Here is an 18,313-nt window from a genome sequence, read left to right on the forward strand (position 1 = left end):
GCCCCCCGCGCGTGGATGTAAGCGGCCGCCGCGGCCGCCTCGGCCGCCGGCAGGCCCGCGGCGAGCAGCGCGCCGATCATGCCGGACAGCACGTCCCCGGAACCGGCGGTGGCCGCCCAGGATTGCCCGGCGGGGTTGAGGTACACCGGACCGCCCGGATCGGCGACGACGGTGACGTTCCCCTTGAGCAGCACGGTGGCCCCGAAGGTGTCGGCCAGCTTTTGGCACGCCCCGACCCGGTCGTCCCCCGGGGGGCTACCCGCCAGGCGGGCGAATTCACCGGCGTGCGGGGTCAGCACCGTCGGCGCGCCGCGGTTGGCGACCAGCTCGGGGTGGGCGGCCAGGATGGTCAGCCCGTCGGCGTCCACGATCACCGGCAAGTCGGTTTCCAGCGCGAACCACAACGCGGCGGCCCCCGTGTCGTCGGTGCCCAATCCTGGCCCCACGACCCAGGATTGGACCTTGCCGGCCGATGCGGGGGTGGGCGACGCGATCACCTCGGGCCACTGCGCGAGCACCTCCCGGTGCGCGCTGCCGGCGTAGCGGACCATGCCGGACGTCGCCGCGACGGCGGCGCCGGTGCACAGCACGGCCGCGCCCGGATACGTCGACGAGCCGGCCATCACCCCGGTCACGCCCTGGGTGTACTTGTCGTCGTGCGGCCCGGGCACCGGCCAGCGCGCGGCCACGTCGGCGGCCTCGAAACCCAGCAAGTCGGTATGCGGTAAATCGAGCCCGATGTCGATCAGCTTCACCCGGCCGCAATCGGCGAGCGCGTGCACAGGTTTGAGCCCGCCGAAGGTGACCGTCAGCGCCGCGTGCACCGCCGGACCGGTGATCGCCCCGGTCGCCACATCGATGCCGCTGGGGATGTCGACGGCGACCACCGGGATGCCCGCCTCATCCACCGCGGCGAAAACCTCGGCCGCGGCCGGGCGCAGCGGCCCGGATCCGGAGATGCCCACCACCCCATCGATGACGAGATCGGTTGTCGGTGAGACACTTTCGACGATGCGCCCACCGGCCTTCGTGAACGCCGCCAGCCCCTTGCGGTGGGTGCGTTCCGGGTTGAGCAGCACCGCGTCGGCGGCCGCGCCGCGCCGGCGCACGAAGGTGGCGGCCCACAGGGCGTCACCGCCGTTGTCGCCCGAGCCGACGACCGCGCACACCCGGCGCCCGGCCACCCCGCCGGTGCGGGCCCGCAATTCGGCGAGGATCTCGGCGGCCAGCCCGAAGGCCGCGCGCCGCATCAAGGCTCCGTCGGGCAGGCTGGCCAGCAGCGGCGCCTCGGCCTGGCGGATCGCGTCTACGGAGTAGTAGTGCCGCACGAGTGCCACATTACGGGTCAGCGGCCGCTTGGCTCAGGCCGATGCCTCGGGCGAGCGGCGGCGTCGCCCCATGGCCCGCAGGCGTGCCGGGCTCAGCTGCCGCGGGTCCATGTGCCGCGTCATCGGGTAGAAGCAGAGCCCGACGAGGATCGAGGTGAAGTGCCCGATCGCGGTGAAGTTCAGCTCAATCCGGTCCATCGCGATCAACGGGAAGCCGAAGATGATGAACAGGACGCCCAGGTAACCCCAGCGCCACGGGCGAGCGATGTGATAAGCGAGCACGGCCATCACCCCGACCAGGAAGTAGCTCACGCCGATGTCGCGGGCGTGCACCAGCCGTTCCGACGCGTCGTGTTGCTCGATCGCGAGGTAGAGCAGCCCCTCACTGAAATATGTGGACAGGATGTGGGCGCTCAATCCCACTGTGAGCCAGCGCAATTGGCCCAGCCAGTGTTCGGCCGGGGCCAGGAACAACGAGAACAGGATCAGATACGGCGCCAGGTTGTCGCCGTCGATCCACAGCAGGCTGGAAAACAGGACATCGAGCGGGTCCCGCGCCAACCCGTGGATGTTGGTGGAATGGTGCATCAGCATCGAGTGCAGTTGCCGCCGGGGCAGCCAGTGCTGGGCGAGCGTCGTGACCAGCAGCACGAGCAGCCACCCGTACGTCAGCGGCGCGTGGCTGACGTAGTGCCAGACCGCGAGCCCCATGCTGCGCAGTCGGGACCGCACCGGTGCTTTCGTCACGTCATTACCTTCGCACGCGGACCGTCACGCTGCTTCACCTAAGCGGCGGGCGCGCCGGGCTGAGGGGCATCTGGTCGCAAATGCCGCCACCAGCAGGCGATGTAGAGCAGCATCGAGATCACCAACACGACCAGCACCCAGAGAACGATGGTGATGTCGATCCAACCGCCAAATGGCGGCGAACCCGGAAGTGCGTTGCGCAACGGCACCACCGCGAAAAGCATTGCCGCGTACCAGGTTGTCATCGGCGGCTGAAACTTTCGCCGGTCACGCAGCGTCTGCACCGCAACGAATAGACCGAGCGCGGCAATGGCGATGAGCACACCGCAGATGACGATGCCGAACGCCGCTGCGCTCAGGGACCGCTGCAGAGTCACTCGGTACGGACCGAGCCCGCCGCCGTTACTGGCGGTGACCTGCCAGCCGGGTAGGTGGTTCACGAACGTGGCGGGCAAGCGCTCGGGAACGCCACCTTCGCCGCCGTGCAGAAGTTCCACCTCGATCGGCCCCGAATCGTAGTGATCGAAGGGCCATCGTTCGATTTCACCCGCGATGGTCACCGGGACGGGGAACACGCCGGGGAGCATGCCCTTGGTCCAGGTCCGGCGGGTGGGCGTCGCCGCGGATCTGACCCAGAGGCTGAGGTCTTCGTTGAGGTGCTGGGTCTGCGGATCCAGCAGCGCCGATCCGGGTGAAATCGCCAAGTTGATAACAAGGACGCTGTAATTCGACTGAATGTCTTCGACCGAAAAGGTCGCCGTACTGGTATCGCCTCCAGCGGGAACCTCCGCCCGGTGATGCACCGTACGGCTTTGGGCGTACAGCGCCACCGACGCGACGTATGCCGCAACGATCGACACGATGAGACCTACCACGGCGAACCTCATGACTACTCCCCCACTGACCTGCCTATGAGCGGCTAAGTTCAACTCGATGGCGACGGCGCCGGATTCGGCGGCGCACCAACAACCTCGGGCCGTAGATGCCGCCACCAGCACATGATGTAGAGCAGCATGGACACCACCAGGACGACGAGCACCCACAACACGAGCGTGATGTCGATCCACCCGCCGAATGGCGGCGAACCCGGAAGCGCGTTCCGCAACGGCACCACCGCAAAGAGCATCGCCGCATACCACGTCGTCATCGGCGGCTGGAACTTCCGCCGGTCACGCACCGTCTGAACGGCGACGAAGAGGCCCAGGGCGGCGATGGCGACGAGCACACCGCAGATGACGATGCCGAACCCCGCCGCGCTGAGCGAACGGTGCACGCTCACCTGATAGGGGCCGGACCCCTCGGTGGTCACCCGCCAACCGGAGAGGTGGTTCACGATGGTCACCGGCACACGTTCGGGCACGTTCCCGGGGCCGTGCATGAGCTCGATCTCGACCGGCCCGGAACCGTAGTGGTCGAAGGGCCAATTCTCGATCTCACCCGCGATGGTGAGCGGGACGGGGAAGACACCGGGCAGCATGCCCTTGGTCCACGTGCGACGGGTCGGTGTTGCCACGGATCGCACTCGAAGGCTGAGGTCCTCGTTGAGGTGCTGGGTCTGCGGGTCCAGCAGCGCCGATCCCGGCGAGATGGATAGGTTGGCCATCAGCACGCTGTAGTTCGACTGAATGTCTTCGATGACCAACGTGGCCGTGCTCCGGTCACCGCCGGCCGGGATGTTCGGGTGGTGGTGACCTCCGCTGTTGGCGTATAGCGCGACCGACGCGACGTACGCCCCAACGACGCCCACGATCAAAGCGATGATTCCGTATCTCACGACGCCCCCTGCCCGAACTGGCCCCCGAGGCCATCTAACGGATGAATCGCTTGCCCACGGGGCAATGTAGTTGAACGGCTGGCGGAAACGTCTTGAAACGGAAGGAAGTCGATTCAAGTACCGAAGGTCAGCCCGTCGGCGCCGGGACCGGCTCCGGCGGCGGGGCGGCGGCGACCTCAGGGACCTCAGGCCTGAGATGCCGCCACCAGCAGGCGATGTAGAGCAGCATCGCTACCACGAGCGCGACGATCACCCACAGCACGATGGTCACATCGATCCACGCCCCGAATGGGGGCGAGCCGGGAAGCGCATTGCGCAGGGGTACCACCGCGAAGAGCATCGCCGCATACCACGTCGTCATCGGCGGCTGGAACTTTCGCCGGTCACGCATCGTCTGAATGGCCACGATCAGGCCCAGGGCGGCGATGGCGATGAGCACGCCGCAAATCACGATCCCGAACACCGCGGTACTCGGCGCGCGGCGCACGCTCAGTCGGTACCCCTCGTGGCCGGCGAACTTGGTGGCGGAAACCTTGAATCCGGGCAAGTGGTCGATGAGCCGCACCGGAATGAGTTCCGGCGGTTTCGTCGTATCGCCACCATGGAACAACTGCACCTCGATCGGTCCCGAGGTGTAGTTGTCGAACGGCCAACGCTCGACGTGGCCCGCAATGGTCAGCGGGAGCGGAAAGACGCCGGGAAGCATGCCTTTCGTGTAGTCGCGTCGGCTGGGCTGGGCCGACGACCTGACGCGCACCATGAGGTCTTCATTTAGACGGTGGGTGACCGGATCCAACATCGCGGGTCCGGGTGCCACAGCCACGTTGACAACCACCGCGCTGAAGTTCGACTGCATCTCCTCCGCGGTCAAAGTCGCCATGGTCTGGGCGGCCGTCTCCGCGTTGTCGCTCAGTGTGCCGGCCGAAACCGCTTCCACCGTGTTCTGGTAGAGCCCGACCAACGCGACGTAGGTCCCGACGATGAGCACGACGATGCCCACCGCGGCGAATCTTCTGGCCGCCGACCGCATGCTTCTCCTACCGCTATGGAAGGCTTGTTTCCCCAGGGCAATCTAACGGAACCGCGGCGGGTCTGGCGGCGATACAGCCGAAGCGACTGACTATTCGACGGTGACGGACTTGGCCAGGTTTCGCGGCTTGTCGACGTCGTAACCGCGGGCCTGGGCAACCGACGCGGCGAACACCTGAAGCGGGATGGTCGACAGCAGCGGCTGCAAAAGGGTTGATACCGATGGGATTTCGATCAGGTGGTCAGCATAGGGCCGCACCGTGTCGTCGCCTTCTTCGGCGATCACGATGGTGACCGCGCCGCGGGCCTGGATCTCGCGGATGTTGGACAGCAGCTTGGAATGCAACGTGGCCTGCCCCTTGGGCGAGGGCATGACGACGATGACGGGCAGGTCGTCCTCGATCAGCGCGATGGGCCCGTGCTTGAGCTCGCCGGCGGCGAATCCCTCGGCGTGCATGTAGGCCAGTTCCTTGAGCTTCAGCGCGCCTTCCAGCGCCACCGGGTAGCCGACGTGGCGCCCGAGGAACAACACGGTCGAGGACTGCGCGAACCGGTACGCCAGGGCGGCCACCGGCTCGATCATCGCGAGCACCCGCGCGACCAGGTCCGGCATGGCTTCCAGCTCCTGGTACTCCCGCTCGACCTCGTCGGGGTACTTGGTGCCGCGCGCCTGCGCCAGCGCCAGCCCGACCAGATAGTTGGCGGCGATCTGCGCCAGGAACGTTTTGGTCGACGCGACGCCGATCTCGGGACCGGCGCGGGTGTAGAGCACCGCGTCGCATTCGCGGGGAATCTGCGAGCCGTTGGTGTTGCAGATCGCCAGCACCTTGGCCTTCTGCTCCTTGGCGTGCCGGACGGCTTCCAGGGTGTCGGCGGTCTCCCCCGATTGCGAAATGGCGATGACGAGCGTGCTGCGGTCCAGAACCGGGTCACGGTAGCGGAATTCGCTCGCCAGCTCCACCTCGACGGGCAACCGCGTCCAGTGCTCGATGGCGTACTTGGCCAGCAGCCCGGAGTGGTACGCGGTGCCGCAGGCGACGATGAACACCTTGTCGATCTCGCGCAGTTCCTGGTCGGAGAGCCGCTGCTCGTCGAGCACGATCCGGCCGTCGACGAAATGCCCGAGCAAGGTGTCGGCCACGGCGGCGGGCTGCTCGGCGATCTCCTTGAGCATGAAGTACTCGTAGCCGCCCTTTTCCGCGGCGGCCAGGTCCCAGTCGATGTGAAACTCGCGGTACTCGACGTCGGGGTTGCCGTCGAAGTCGGTGATCCGGTAGCCGTCCGCGGTGATCACCACGGCCTGGTCCTGGCCGAGTTCGATGGCGTCGCGGGTGTGCGGGATGAACGCGGCCACGTCGGAGCCGACGAACATCTCGCCGGCGCCGATCCCGATCACCAGCGGCGTGGACCGGCGGGCGGCCACGATGGTGCCGGGCTCGTCGGCGTTGGTGAACACCAGGGTGAAGTGGCCCTCCAGCCGCCGCAGCACCGCCAGCACCGAGGCGGCGAAGTCACCCGCGGTCTCGCCCTGCAGGTAGGCCCGCGCCACCAGGTGCACCGCCACCTCGGTGTCGGTGTCGCTGGCGAATTCCACGCCCAGGGCCTCCAGCTCGTGGCGCAGGCTCGGGTAGTTCTCGATGATGCCGTTGTGGACGACGGCGATCTTGCCGGCGGCATCGCGGTGCGGGTGGGCGTTGCGGTCGGTGGGCCGCCCGTGGGTGGCCCAGCGAGTGTGGCCGAGGCCGGTCGTGCCGCCCAGCGACTCCGGCGGCATTTGTGCGACCGCTTCCTCCAGGTTCGCCAGCCGCCCGGCGCGGCGGCACACGGTGAGCGTCCCGGCGCCATTGACCAGTGCGATGCCCGAAGAGTCGTAGCCCCGGTACTCCATCCGGCGCAGCGCATCCATCACGACCTTGCAGGCGGGCTGCTGCCCGACATAGCCGACGATTCCGCACATTCACACCAGGGTAGTGCAGCCGTCGGCCCGCCACGGCATGCCGACGCGAGCGTTAGGGCGCCCACCTGCGCGAAAGGCCCACATTGACCGCGCCTTACCGCCGCTGAGCTCCGATCGGAGCGCTATCCGGTGGGTGGTACGGCGGGACCCGAGCACCATTACTGGGACGGGGGCGGGTGGACGCCGTGGACCAATCCGCCCGGATTTCCATCGCAAGGACGCTGACGGTCCACTTCATGCCGTCTTCATAAACGGTAGAAACGTTTTCACCTGATGTATTTGTGGCGTTTTCGTCTGCGCCATCGATCCAGCAAGCCAGCTACCTAGAATTCTGCTTATCGGCCATGACTGGCAACCGCCGAAGCCAGCAGAAAGGACAGCTTGTTGACGCCCGCTTGACCCTCGCTACCTGGTAAATCGCAGGATTTGCCGGTGCTCATGCGCGCAGCGCGACCAAATCTTTTCAAGAATAATTGTTTATGACTGACATCAAAGCCGATAGTCCAGCTACCCGGTAAGCAAGTTTCAAACCCTGCCGTTAATTCGATTGTGAACAGGCAAGTAAACCGCCGGATAGATAAACGTTCATAAGTGTTAATCCGAAATTTTTGTAGCCTTCTTCAAGGGGAGAATCATGACCGCGGTTCTGTTCGACGATGTGGTGACTACTTCGCCTGCGGCCAGCTTGACGCTGGCGCCGGCACCGAGACCGGCAGCCAAGCGGCGCCGGCGCGAGCCGATCGGTGGTGGCGACCCAATGGTGGACGCGGCCGCCCGGTTGCTGAGCATCCCCCTACGCCAGGTGTATGCGGTGCTCTGGCGGGTGGGCGTGATCGAGGTCAGGGCCTGAGCGCGATGCGCTAACGTCGACGAGTGGCCCGCACCCGCAAGCTCGTCGCAGCCCTCAGCCGCCGTGGCCCGCATCGCGTTTTGCGCGGTGACCTGGCGTTTGCCGGTTTGCCGGGGGTGGTGTACACGCCGGAGGAAGGGCTGAATCTGCCCGGGATCGCTTTCGGTCACGACTGGCTCACCAAGGCCGGCAACTATTCGGGTCTGCTCGAGCATCTCGCTTCGTGGGGCATCGTGGCCGGCGCTCCCGACACCGAGCGCGGGCTGGCCCCGTCCGTCCTGAACTTCGCCTTCGACCTCGGCACCGCGCTCGACATCGTGTCCGGTGTGCGGCTCGGGCCGGGCAAGATCAGCGTGCATCCGGCGAAGCTCGGCGTGGCCGGGCACGGTTTCGGCGGTTCGGCCGCGGTGTTCGCGGCGGCCGGCATGCCGAACAAACTGGCCGCGGCGGCGGCGCTGTTTCCCGCCGTCACCAGCCCCCCGGCCGAGGCCCCGGCGACGACGCTGAAGCTCCCCGGGCTGATCTTGACCGCTCCGGGGGATCCGCAGTCGCTGACGTCCAACGCCCTGTCGCTGTCGCGCGCATGGGACGCTGCCACGCTGCGCATCGTCAGCAAGGCCCAACCGGGCGGACTCGCGGAGGGCCGGCGGTTGACCAAGGTGTTCGGCCTGGCCAGCCCGCACCGGCGCACGCAGCGCACGGTCCGCGCACTGCTCACCGGCTACCTGCTCTACACGCTGGGCGGCGACAAGACCTACCGCGACTTCGCCGATCCCGACGCCCACCTGCCCAAGACGGATCCGCTGGATCCCGAGGCCCCGCCGGTCGCCCTGGAAGAGAAGATCGTCGCGCTGTTGAAGTGATGCGGTAACCGGGCACCTCGGCGGCTGAAGTTCCCGAGCCCGCGCGGCGCGCGGGTGCCGCCGTGGTATCTGTCGTGGATGCGCATCGGGATCGCTCTGGATTATTCGGGCGGCTTTCACCAGGCCGTGGACCGCGTCGTCGAACTCGAGAAGGCCGGCATCGACATCGCCGTGGTGGCCGAGGCGTACGCCTTCGACGCGGTGAGCCAGCTCGGGTACCTGGCAGCCAAGACGAACACCGTCGAGTTGGCCTCGGGGGTGTTGCCCATCTACATCCGCACGCCCTCGCTGCTGGCGATGACGGCCGCGGGGCTGGACTTCGTGTCCGACGGGCGCTTCCGGCTGGGAATCGGCACGTCCGGGCCGCAGGTGATCGAGGGCTTCCACGGCGTCGAGTTCGACGCGCCGCTGGGCCGCACCCGCGAGATCGTGGAGATCTGCCGGAAGGTGTGGCGCCGGGAACGGCTGCAGCACAACGGCAAGCACTACCAGATTCCGTTGCCGCCCGACCGCGGAACGGGGCTGGGCAAGGCCCTTCAGCTAATCAATCATCCTGTGCGCGAACGCATTCCCATCACGATCGCCGCGCTGGGCCCGAAGAATGTCGAGCTCACCGCCGAGATCGCCGAAGGTTGGCAGCCCGTCTTCTATCTCCCGGACAAGGCCGCATCGGTGTGGGGCGATGCGCTGGCGGCCGGTGCGGCCAAGCGGGATCCGGCGCTGGGGCCGCTGGACGTCATGGTGCACGCGTCGGTGGCCATCGGCGACGACGTCGACGAGCGGCTGGCGTGGGTCAAGCCGCAGCTCGGCCTGTACCTCGGCGGTATGGGCGCCAAGGGCCGCAATTTCTATCACGCCCTGGCGACGCGTTACGGGTTCGGCGAGGTCGCCGACCGCATCCAGGAGCTGTACCTGTCCGGCCGTAAGCGAGAGGCCATCGATACGGTGCCCGACGAATTGGTGCGCGGCATGTCGCTGGTCGGCCCTCGCGGATACGTCGCCGAACGCCTGGCCGCCTTCGCCGAGGCCGGGGTGACGACGCTGTTGCTCAGCCCGCTGGCCACCGACCGCGCCGAATCCTTGCGCTTCGTCGAGGACGTGCTGCGGCTGCGCCCGGCCTGAGCCGTCACTGCCCCGCCTGCGGCAGCTGGTCCGCGGCGATCTCGCAGGGCGTCTTCCCGTCGGTGGCCGGAGGCGAAGGCTCGCCCGTCGCTGGAGCGGCCACCGGTGCGGGTGCGTCGACCGGTGCGGGTGCGTCGACCGGCGGGGCAGCCGGTGGTGGCGGATCCGCGGGTGCCGACGCATCGACCGGCATCGGCGCGTCGACCGGTTGAACCGCCGCGTCGGGCTTGGCTTCCTCGGCCTCCTCGACATCTTCCGTTTTCGCGGGCTCGTCGTCCTTGTCGTCGGTGCCGTCCGTTTCGTCGGCCTCGAAGGGGTCCTCGTCGAACGTGGTTCCGTCGCCGAAGGGATCGGCGGCGCCCGCCTCGTCGCCGGCCGAGCCGAGCAGACCGCCGACCGCGTCGACGATCCTGCTGGCCAACCCGAGGAGACCGGCACCACCGCCGCCGAGCCCACCGCCCAGATCGCCCGCCGGCATGCCGGCGCCGTCCCCCAGCGCGGTGCCCCAGTCCGGCTGCGGCGCGGCCGGGACCGGAGCCGGCGCGAGCGTCGCCGCGGTCGGTACCGGATCCGCCGGCGGGCTCGGAGCCGGATCCGCCGGCGGGCTCGAAACCGCCACGGCCGCGGGCGTGACCGCGACGGGCGGGGCGCTGGACACGGACGGCCGCAACGGTTGATAGCCGGGCCCGAGATCACCGGGGGCTTCGAAGCGCGCCGCCGGCGCGGCGGCCATTCTGTCGGTGACCATGTCGTAGGAGGTCGCCACACCGTCGCGCGTCGAGCGCATCGTGGTCAGCCAGTCGTCGCGAATCTCATTGTCCACGTACGGCATTACCTGCCCGCGCACAACCTCTTCGGCGGCTTGGCGATCGCCCATCCCGGCCGTGACCGCGGCGGAGGCCGCCAACCACGCCGGTCGCTGCACCTGCGTGCGGTCGTCGATGGCGATGGTGGTCGCAACCTTCGTGTCGACCAGGTACCACAGGTTGTCGCGCAGGGATTCGCACCGTTGGGCCGCCGCACGCAGTTCCGTGGCCAGGGTGCTGGCCGTGTCGCAGTGGCGCTCCAGGAACCGCGCCGCGGCGTCCCCGCCCGGCCCGGTCCACGCCGCGGCCAGCTCGGCCGCCTGGGCGCGCTGTATCCGCAGGGCTTCCATGACCGCCTCGCCCGCCGACCGCAGTTCGGCGCAGTCGCGGTCGAGGGCGCGCAGGTCCAGGCCGTCTTCGGTGTCGTACCAGTCGCGGACCTGGGCGACGTGCGCCGTCAGGTTGGGATGGTGGTAGCCCACGACGTGGCAGGCCTGCACATAACTCTGGGTGTGCTCGACGGCGGGCAGACCCTCGGCGAGGCGTTCCGCGACGTCCAACCGTTCGGCCATGATCAAGCGATCCGCGCCACGGCATACCGTTCGGCGTCGGCGTAGCGGTCGGCGCTGACCCGCAGGGCCGCGGCGATCTCGACCGACGCGCGCGACCACTGCGCGACTTCGGTGGCCAGGCGCTCCAGCTCAACCCGCAGCGCCTCGCCGCGCGCGGTGTGCGCCCGCCCCGCGCTGGGCCCGCCGAAAGCCAATCGGCCCAGCTGATCGCTGAGGGCGCGGTCGATGATGTCGGCGGCGGTGCTGAACTGGTCGGCGATGCGGTGCGTCGCCGGGACGTCGATCTCGGTACGCGCCACGGTGGCCGGTCGTACTCCCCTGTCGAATCTCATGCCTAGTCCGACGCCCGGGAACGCCCGGTGGTTCCGGCCGCAATCAACGCACGCGCTGACCACCTCCGAGATGCGGTGGGCGCCGCGGCCTCGGGAGCTTCCACCGTGAAGCGATGAGGGGCTTGATTTTCAACGGGCGCAGCAGGATTCGGTGACTGGGTCGGCGTTGGCGGCTATCACGCGCGCGCCGGCCGGACGATACCAGCGCGATATCGAAATTGGTAGAGGCTGAGCAGGATTGACTGCCCTCCTCACGAATTCGGGCTGGGAGCCGGCCAGCCGGGAGACGGCGGCAGGGTGGGAAAGTCGGTGCGGGGATATTCACCGCCGCGGATGAGTTCGGGGTGTGGGGGCGCTTTGGAACGACAGGCATCAGTGTCCTGAGCGATACCAGGCCATTCAGCTGCGAGCCCGGATTCGGCGAAGTAACCACCCTGATGGCCGGTGATCCTCCAACCGCCGAACACATCGGTCGACGGGGCGCGAGCCGGTCCCTGTTGGGCGGGCATTTGCGGGCCGGTGGCGGGCGCCGTCATCGTGATTCGCATCGGGTCGATGCCCGAATCGGGGGGTGGCTGGGCAATGTTCGGGGTGTATCCGTGCCCCTGTGCCTGCGCGGTGCCGAACAGATATTCACAGACCACCACCGTCACGTCACGGCCAGATGTCCCGATGGAAAGGATATGGGCCTGTTCGGTTCCCACCCAGGGTTTTTCCGGCCTGCGGTCGGTCTTCGGCCACCGGAACCGGCTGCCGGTCGGGTTGTCGATCGACTTGTTGGGGTCTACCGCTTGCTTGAATCCCGGGTACAGGAATTTCTCGTCACCCGTGACGGAGGCCAGCAGGTAGGACTCGGTGTAGGCGCGGACCACCGCGGCGGGCGCGGTGGTGAGGTCGATACCCTGCTCCGCGCTCCACACCACGCTGAAGTCGTTCAGCGTCGGTGGCCAGCCGGCGGGCGTCGTGGACGTGGGCGACGCGGCCGGGCCGGGATGATTGCCCGAGGCGCAGCCGGTGACCAACGAGAGGGTTACCGTCGACAGTGCCGTGAAAGTGCGCAGTCCGCGCCGGATGCTCATCATTACTTCCCAGGGGGTTGCGGTACCCCGATGACGTTGTTGTAGCGATCGACCATGTATTGATCCGGCGACATCTTCTCATTCGGCGGCAGCTCAAGTGTCTGAGACAAGACGGGGCCGAGCACATTGTTGTATTGACCGGCGGTGAGATCGGGATGTTTGGCCTGCATCTCGTCGAGCGTCGCGATTCGCCCATTGGGGTGATCATGGTCGTAGACAAGATATTCGGGCGGCAATCCCGAGATGTGCTGGTTTGCCCCGAGCAGCGCATCGAGCATGTGTTCGTCGGCGTTCCCGATGTCCATGGGTTGGATCGGCGTTTGGCCCGGCGCTGTGGGCGCCGGCCCCAACATGTCGTTTTCGAGGTTATGCCCGACCATTCCGATCGTGGGTCCGGCGACTTTGCCCACCCCCGGGACCCAACCGCCGACCGTGCTGGCGGCCTGGACGCTGTCTTCGTAGGCCAGCTTCTTCGAGTCGTATTCCGAGAGTTGTTGGTGGTAACCGTTTTGTTCGTTCGCTTCGTAGGCATTGTGAGTCCCGACATCGACCAGCCCCCGCAACGTGGCGGCGTCGTAGAGCTGGTCGCTGTAACCGTCATGATGCGGATTCAGCGCGAACGAAGAGTCGTGCAGCAACGCCTGGGTGTACGCGTTCTTGTTGAAGTCCCGCGCCGCGGTGGGGTCGCTGTCCATCACCGAGAAGATGCCCTTGGCGAGAGGCAGTGCGCCGGAATGGACGTCACCGGTGCTGTCGAGCGGTTTACCGAATTCCGGCAGTCCATTGGATGTTCCGGCGATGTTGTTGACGTACGGGTCGAGGCCGTGGCCCATCGCTTGGACGAGGTTGGGGTTCACTTGCCCCAAGGTGTGGTTGCCCGGGAGATGCAGCAAGTCCGTGGACGCATGGTGGCCGACGTAATCCGCGTACGCGCGGGCGGTTTCACCGGCGATTTTGGCTTCCGGCCCCTGCGCGGCGTCGCCGGTCCAGGAGAACAGCGAACCGACCGCCTGGCCGTTGTCCTTCCAGGCGTGATGGGTCAGGTTCTGCAGGAACTTGTCGTGATCGCTGCCGGTCATGGTGTCGTGGACGACCTGGTGATCGGGCGACATCGCGGATAACACGTTGGACACCGTGGGGTCCATGGCGGGATCGCGCTCGACGTTTTGGCCCTGGCTGGCCGGGTCGTGCTGCCAGAGCGGGGTGTCCATCATGGCCCCGGCCTTGCGGACCATCGCCCGATCCAGATCGGTGTTCGTCTGGAAGGACTTGTCGCCGTCCTTGACGATGATGGCGATGTCGTTAGTTTGGCGCATGTATTCCAGGCCAGACGAATTCAGCGCCTGCTGAACACTTTCCGGCAGCTGCGCGGCCCCGCCTTTGACCGTGTCCGTCCCCTGTTTCGCACCGACCTGGAGTGGCGTCTTGGGGAACGTGAGGTTGGGGTTGCTCATCAACTGCCAGGAGTTGCCGATCATGCCCTTTTCGTCGCCGAGCCGTTGCTCGGCGGTGTTGAGCGCATCGATCGACATCCCGTGCTCTTGAGCTTGCAGCTGGCTCAACACCGACGCCTGCTCGGCGGTCAACGGCACCTTCCCGGCACGCTGGTCGGGCGTGATCGAGTTCAGCACCCCGTTCACGCGGGCGGCGGCCCCTTTATCACCCCCGAGCGCTCCCTTGACGTCTTGTTCGGCTTGCTCGGGCGTCTCGGCCTCGTGACCGTCGACACCGAGGACGTGGCCGGGGTCGTACCCGTCGTTCGCCAGGTTGGTCTGCGCCTGGTGTAGCGAGTCGGAGTAGTTGTGCCGTGTTGCCTGCAGCTGGTCGAGCGCGTCTTTGGTGTCGCTCACCGCGGAGGCTTTGAGCATCTTGATGATCGTGTGCAGCTCCTGCTGGCTCGCCGCGTCCGGGTGGTCCTGGAGATCTTTCATCGCCAGGTCGATCAGTTGATCGAGGTGCTCCAACTGGCCTTCCAAGGTGGCGATCTCTGCGGCGCCGCTTTTCTGCGCCTCGGCCAGCGCGGCGGCGATGTTTTCCAGGTCGGCGCCGATCTTGGGCAACTGTTCGGACTGGGCTCCCAGCGCCTGGGTCGTGCGCTGGACTTCGGCGGAGGCGTTGATCGGGTGATCCCCGTTCTGGCGATTCCAGGCCGCCTCGAATCGCTTGCGGGCTTGCTCGAAGGCATGGTCGGCCTCGGCAGTAGAGCGCCCGCCGCCATGAAAGGCGTTGGCCAGGTTGGAGATCTGCCCCGGCTGGCCCGCCTGCAGGGTCCGGTTGATCTCCCACGGATCACCGCCGGCCCCGGCCACCAGCTCCCCTTTGGTGAGATACTTCAGCTGCACCGCACCTCCACGCCGCGCCGCGATCGCCGGCCGACCGCTTTCTGCGCACGCCGACCAGCGAAGCGAACCCCGATTCGCCGCGCACCGCTACCGACGAGCATCCCCACCCCTTCCGCGCTGGCGACAAGATTACTGCCCCAGGCCTGGGGATCAATTCAGTCGAGATCGCCGGTGGCGTGGTAATGCACCCGGAGTCCGGCCGCAAGTCAGCGCGCGGAGCTGACCGCCTCGGCCACCCGATTCGCGACGCGCTGCGCGACGTCCGCCTCGGGGGCTTCCACCATGACCCGGATCAGGGGCTCGGTCCCCGACGGCCGCAACAGGATTCGGCCGGTGTCGCCGAGTTCGGCCTCGGCGTCGCCGACCGCGGTGCGCACCGCGGGCGTGGCGGCGGCGACGTCCTTGTCGGCGACGCGCACGTTGATCAGCACCTGCGGCAGCGTCTTCATCGGCGCGGCGAGCGTGGTCAGTGACGAGCCGGTCTGCACCATCCGGTTCATCAGGCGCAGCCCGGTGACGATGCCGTCCCCGGTGGAGCCCAGCGCGGGCATCACGATGTGGCCGGACTGCTCGCCGCCGAGGCTGTACTCGCCGGCCCGCAGTTCCTCGAGGACGTAGCGGTCACCGACGCCGGTGGTGCGCACGGTGATCCCGGCGGAGCGCATGGCAAGGTGCAGCCCGAGGTTGCTCATCACGGTGGCCACCAGCGTGTCCGAGGCCAGCTCGCCGGCGTCCCGCATCGCCAGCGCGAGCACGACCATGATCGCGTCGCCGTCGACGAGGTCGCCGTTGGCGTCGATGGCCAGGCAGCGGTCGGCGTCCCCGTCGTGGGCCAGGCCGAGGTCGGCCCGGTGCGCGATGACCGCCGAGCGCAGCGAGTCCAGGTGGGTGGAGCCGCAGTTGTCGTTGATGTTCAGCCCGTTGGGGTCGGCGTTGATCGCGATCACCCGGGCGCCGGCGGCGCGGTACGCCCGCGGCGCCACCGACGAGGCCGCGCCGTGCGCGCAGTCGACCACCACGGTCAGGCCGTCGAGCCGCAGCGTGCTGGCCTTGCTCAGGTGGCGCAGGTAGCGGTCGGCGGCGTCCTCGGCGTCGATGACGCGGCCGATGCCGGCGCCGACCGGGCGCAGCCCGGGTTCCGCCGTCACGAGCGCCTCGATCCGGTCCTCGGTGTCGTCGTCGAGCTTGCGGCCGCCGGGGCCGAAGATCTTGATGCCGTTGTCGGGCATCGGGTTGTGCGACGCCGAGATCATCACCCCGAAGTCGGCGTCATACGCGCCGGTCAGGTAGGCCACCGCCGGGGTGGGCAGCACCCCTACCCGCAGCGCGTCGACACCCTGGCTGGTCAGCCCGGCGATCACCGCGGCCTCCAGCATCTCGCCGCTGGCCCGGGGGTCGCGCCCGATCACGGCGACGCGCCGGCCCGGTCCGCCCGAGCTCGCCAGGTGCCGAGCGGCGGCGGCGCCCAGCGCCAGCGCCAGCTCGGCGGTCAACTCCCGATTGGCGACCCCGCGGACACCATCGGTGCCGAATAGTCGGCCCATGCGGACAAACCTCTCACAATCGACGGTTTAGCACCTAACGTGCCCGTTCTTTTCTGACCGAAACGGGGCGCGTTTGCGCGCAGACACGCCGAAGAAAGCGCGTGCCTTCCCCGTTTGAGGCCCCGTTGCGGCCAGAAAGTGATGGTTGATCAGCGCTTGCTGTACTGAGGCGCCTTGCGGGCCTTCTTCAGGCCGTACTTCTTGCGCTCGGTTGCGCGCGGGTCACGGGTGAGGAACCCGGCCTTCTTCAGCGCGGGCCGGTCCTCCGGCTGCGCCACGATCAGCGCCCGGGCGATGCCCAGACGCAGCGCACCGGCCTGGCCCGAGGGTCCGCCGCCGTGCAGCAGGGCGAAGATGTCGAAGCTCTCCGCCCGGTCGACCGTGACCAGCGGGGCCTTGATGAGCTGCTGGTGCACCTTGTTGGGGAAGTAGTCCTCCAGGCTGCGGCCGTTGAGGTCGAACTTGCCGGTGCCGGGGACCATGCGCACCCGCACCACGGCCTCCTTGCGGCGGCCGACGGTCTGGATGGGCCGGTCGAAGACGAAGGACTCGGCGGCCGCGGGGGCGGGCGCCTCGGCCGGAACGTCCGGGGTTTCCGGGGTGGCCGTGGTTTCCAGGGCCTCGGTCGTTTCGGTCACTGGGCCACCTGCTTGATCTCGTACGGAACCGGCTTCTGAGCGGCGTGCGGGTGCTCCGGGCCGGCGTAGACGTGGAGTTTGCGCTGGATCTGACGGCTGAGCTTGTTCTTGGGCAGCATGCCGACGATCGCCTTCTCGACGACGCGGTCGGGGTGCTTTTCCATCAGCTCGCCAGTGGTGCGCGAGTGCAGGCCGCCGGGATACCCCGAGTGGCGGTAAGCCAGCTTGTTCTGCAGTTTGTCGCCGGACAGGGCGACCTTGTCGGCGTTGATGACGATGACGAAGTCACCGCCATCGACATTGGGGGCGAACGTCGGCTTGTGCTTGCCGCGCAACAGGGTGGCTGCCGCGACGGCAAGGCGGCCAAGCACCACGTCCGTGGCGTCGATGACGTACCACGACCGCGTGGTGTCACCCGCCTTTGGCGCGTAGGTGGGCACAGCGCTTACCTTTTCTTTCTCGAGGTGGATCCCGGGTCGAGCCGGGTGCCGGTCAGGCGTTTGCGGTGGGGATATCTCGGCGACCGACATTGACCCGAGGCCCCGGCGTACCGCACGCCAACCGAGCAGCTTACCGACGGGTGTCCCCGCAGGTCAAAACGACTGTGTGGTCCCGACGGCTCTCCCCCACCGGGACCACACAGACGACTATGGGCGCGGCTACCCTCCCCAGACGTGGCCCGCCCGCCGATCGGCGTCCGCCACCTGGTCCGCGCCATCGCGCACCGCGTTTCCGAGATCTACCAATATCTCGTTGAGGGCGGTCGCGGCCTGGTGCCACTTCTGCTGCTCAACCTGGTAGGCGGCCGCAGCCTCACGGGTCCAGAGCTGCTGCAACGGGGCGATCTGCGACCTCAGTTCATCCAGCGCCGCGTTGAAGCGGGCCGATGTGGTGTGGATCTCCTGGCGAACCGAATACTCGATTTCGCCGAAGTCGTAGGAGAGCGCCGATTCCACGGATGGTCCTTTCGGTCAGAGTTGTCCGCCGGCGGCGGTGATGTGGCTTGCGTGGTCGTGGCCGGCCGCCTGCAGACTGGCCGCGTTGTGCCGAATGGTCTCGGCGATCGCGTGCAGGACGTGATAGAGCCGCAACGACTCGGCGTTCCAGCGATCCACCACGTCTTTGAACCGCCCAGCCGCGGCCCCGCCCCAGACCGATGGCGGCACTCCGCTCACGCGGCCGATGAACGCTTGCAGCATGGCCCGGATTTCCTCGTTGCGGGCGTCCGTCATGCCCGCAACGGACCGCATCAGGTCGAAATCGGCGTTTAGTGTGTTCGCTGCAGCCATATTGAGTTCGACCCTGACGACGCGCATTTGGTTCCACTCGA

General features: G+C 67.7%; 18 protein-coding genes. 3 read left to right on the forward strand and 15 right to left on the reverse strand.

The window, feature by feature from the left end; genetic code table 11:
* The 6 genes from A5773_RS21350 to glmS form a co-directional block, all read right to left on the reverse strand.
* Positions 1-1,328: bifunctional ADP-dependent NAD(P)H-hydrate dehydratase/NAD(P)H-hydrate epimerase (locus A5773_RS21350; RefSeq protein ID WP_067792504.1), on the reverse strand; the 1,328-nt coding region annotated here is incomplete at its 3' end.
* Positions 1,329-1,361: 33 nt separating this feature from the next.
* Positions 1,362-2,039: a rhomboid-like protein gene (locus A5773_RS21355; RefSeq protein ID WP_066945655.1), complete on the reverse strand. Its 678-nt coding sequence runs from the start codon at positions 2,037-2,039 to the stop codon at positions 1,362-1,364.
* Positions 2,040-2,113: 74 nt separating this feature from the next.
* Positions 2,114-2,962 carry a DUF4436 domain-containing protein gene (locus A5773_RS21360; protein ID WP_066945659.1) on the reverse strand — a complete coding sequence of 283 codons (849 nt, stop codon included), beginning with the start codon at positions 2,960-2,962 and terminating at the stop codon, positions 2,114-2,116.
* Between the two features lie 38 nt (positions 2,963-3,000).
* On the reverse strand, positions 3,001-3,849 hold the full coding sequence (locus tag A5773_RS21365; RefSeq protein ID WP_066945662.1) for a DUF4436 domain-containing protein: 849 nt from the start codon (positions 3,847-3,849) through the stop codon (positions 3,001-3,003).
* 127 nt (positions 3,850-3,976) lie between these two features.
* On the reverse strand, positions 3,977-4,879 hold the full coding sequence (locus tag A5773_RS21370) for a DUF4436 domain-containing protein (protein ID WP_066945666.1): 903 nt from the start codon (positions 4,877-4,879) through the stop codon (positions 3,977-3,979).
* A 90-nt stretch (positions 4,880-4,969) separates the two neighbouring features.
* Positions 4,970-6,835, reverse strand: coding sequence for a glutamine--fructose-6-phosphate transaminase (isomerizing) (glmS, locus tag A5773_RS21375; protein WP_066945669.1), 1,866 nt, complete (start codon positions 6,833-6,835; stop codon positions 4,970-4,972).
* 634 nt (positions 6,836-7,469) lie between these two features.
* On the opposite strand from glmS, the gene A5773_RS21380 reads away from it, so the two are divergent.
* The 3 genes from A5773_RS21380 to A5773_RS21390 all read left to right on the forward strand — a co-directional run bounded on the left by A5773_RS21380 (position 7,470) and on the right by A5773_RS21390 (position 9,670).
* On the forward strand, positions 7,470-7,685 hold the full coding sequence (locus A5773_RS21380) for an Rv1535 family protein (protein ID WP_066945672.1): 216 nt from the start codon (positions 7,470-7,472) through the stop codon (positions 7,683-7,685).
* Positions 7,686-7,708: 23 nt separating this feature from the next.
* Positions 7,709-8,548 carry an alpha/beta hydrolase gene (locus A5773_RS21385; protein WP_066945675.1) on the forward strand — a complete coding sequence of 280 codons (840 nt, stop codon included), beginning with the start codon at positions 7,709-7,711 and terminating at the stop codon, positions 8,546-8,548.
* 78 nt (positions 8,549-8,626) lie between these two features.
* Positions 8,627-9,670 (forward strand): LLM class F420-dependent oxidoreductase, encoded by a 1,044-nt coding sequence (locus A5773_RS21390; RefSeq protein WP_066945950.1) that lies wholly within the window; start codon positions 8,627-8,629, stop codon positions 9,668-9,670.
* A 4-nt stretch (positions 9,671-9,674) separates the two neighbouring features.
* Here A5773_RS21390 and A5773_RS21395 read toward each other — a convergent pair whose 3' ends face one another.
* The 9 genes from A5773_RS21395 to A5773_RS21435 all read right to left on the reverse strand — a co-directional run bounded on the left by A5773_RS21395 (position 9,675) and on the right by A5773_RS21435 (position 18,272).
* Positions 9,675-11,048, reverse strand: a complete 1,374-nt coding sequence (locus A5773_RS21395; RefSeq protein ID WP_066945678.1) for a hypothetical protein — start codon at positions 11,046-11,048, stop codon at positions 9,675-9,677.
* A 2-nt stretch (positions 11,049-11,050) separates the two neighbouring features.
* Entirely contained in the window at positions 11,051-11,380 is a 330-nt protein-coding gene (locus A5773_RS21400; protein WP_066945683.1) for a type VII secretion target, read from the reverse strand.
* Between the two features lie 251 nt (positions 11,381-11,631).
* Positions 11,632-12,459: a hypothetical protein gene (locus A5773_RS21405; protein ID WP_369817386.1), complete on the reverse strand. Its 828-nt coding sequence runs from the start codon at positions 12,457-12,459 to the stop codon at positions 11,632-11,634.
* A 2-nt stretch (positions 12,460-12,461) separates the two neighbouring features.
* Positions 12,462-14,801: a hypothetical protein gene (locus tag A5773_RS21410; protein ID WP_066945686.1), complete on the reverse strand. Its 2,340-nt coding sequence runs from the start codon at positions 14,799-14,801 to the stop codon at positions 12,462-12,464.
* Between the two features lie 206 nt (positions 14,802-15,007).
* Positions 15,008-16,345: a phosphoglucosamine mutase gene (glmM, locus tag A5773_RS21415; RefSeq protein WP_067792445.1), complete on the reverse strand. Its 1,338-nt coding sequence runs from the start codon at positions 16,343-16,345 to the stop codon at positions 15,008-15,010.
* A gap of 149 nt (positions 16,346-16,494) precedes the next feature.
* Entirely contained in the window at positions 16,495-16,962 is a 468-nt protein-coding gene (gene rpsI, locus A5773_RS21420) for a 30S ribosomal protein S9 (RefSeq protein WP_369817388.1), read from the reverse strand.
* A 17-nt stretch (positions 16,963-16,979) separates the two neighbouring features.
* A complete protein-coding gene (rplM, locus tag A5773_RS21425; RefSeq protein ID WP_066945695.1) occupies positions 16,980-17,423 on the reverse strand; it encodes a 50S ribosomal protein L13 in 444 nt (147 codons plus the stop codon).
* 219 nt (positions 17,424-17,642) lie between these two features.
* A complete protein-coding gene (locus A5773_RS21430) occupies positions 17,643-17,939 on the reverse strand; it encodes a WXG100 family type VII secretion target (RefSeq protein ID WP_066945698.1) in 297 nt (98 codons plus the stop codon).
* A gap of 15 nt (positions 17,940-17,954) precedes the next feature.
* Positions 17,955-18,272, reverse strand: coding sequence for a WXG100 family type VII secretion target (locus tag A5773_RS21435; protein ID WP_066945961.1), 318 nt, complete (start codon positions 18,270-18,272; stop codon positions 17,955-17,957).
* Positions 18,273-18,313: the final 41 nt, after the last annotated feature.

This window comes from Mycobacterium sp. 852014-52450_SCH5900713 (genome assembly GCF_001667075.1).
Classification (GTDB): Bacteria; Actinomycetota; Actinomycetes; order Mycobacteriales; family Mycobacteriaceae; genus Mycobacterium.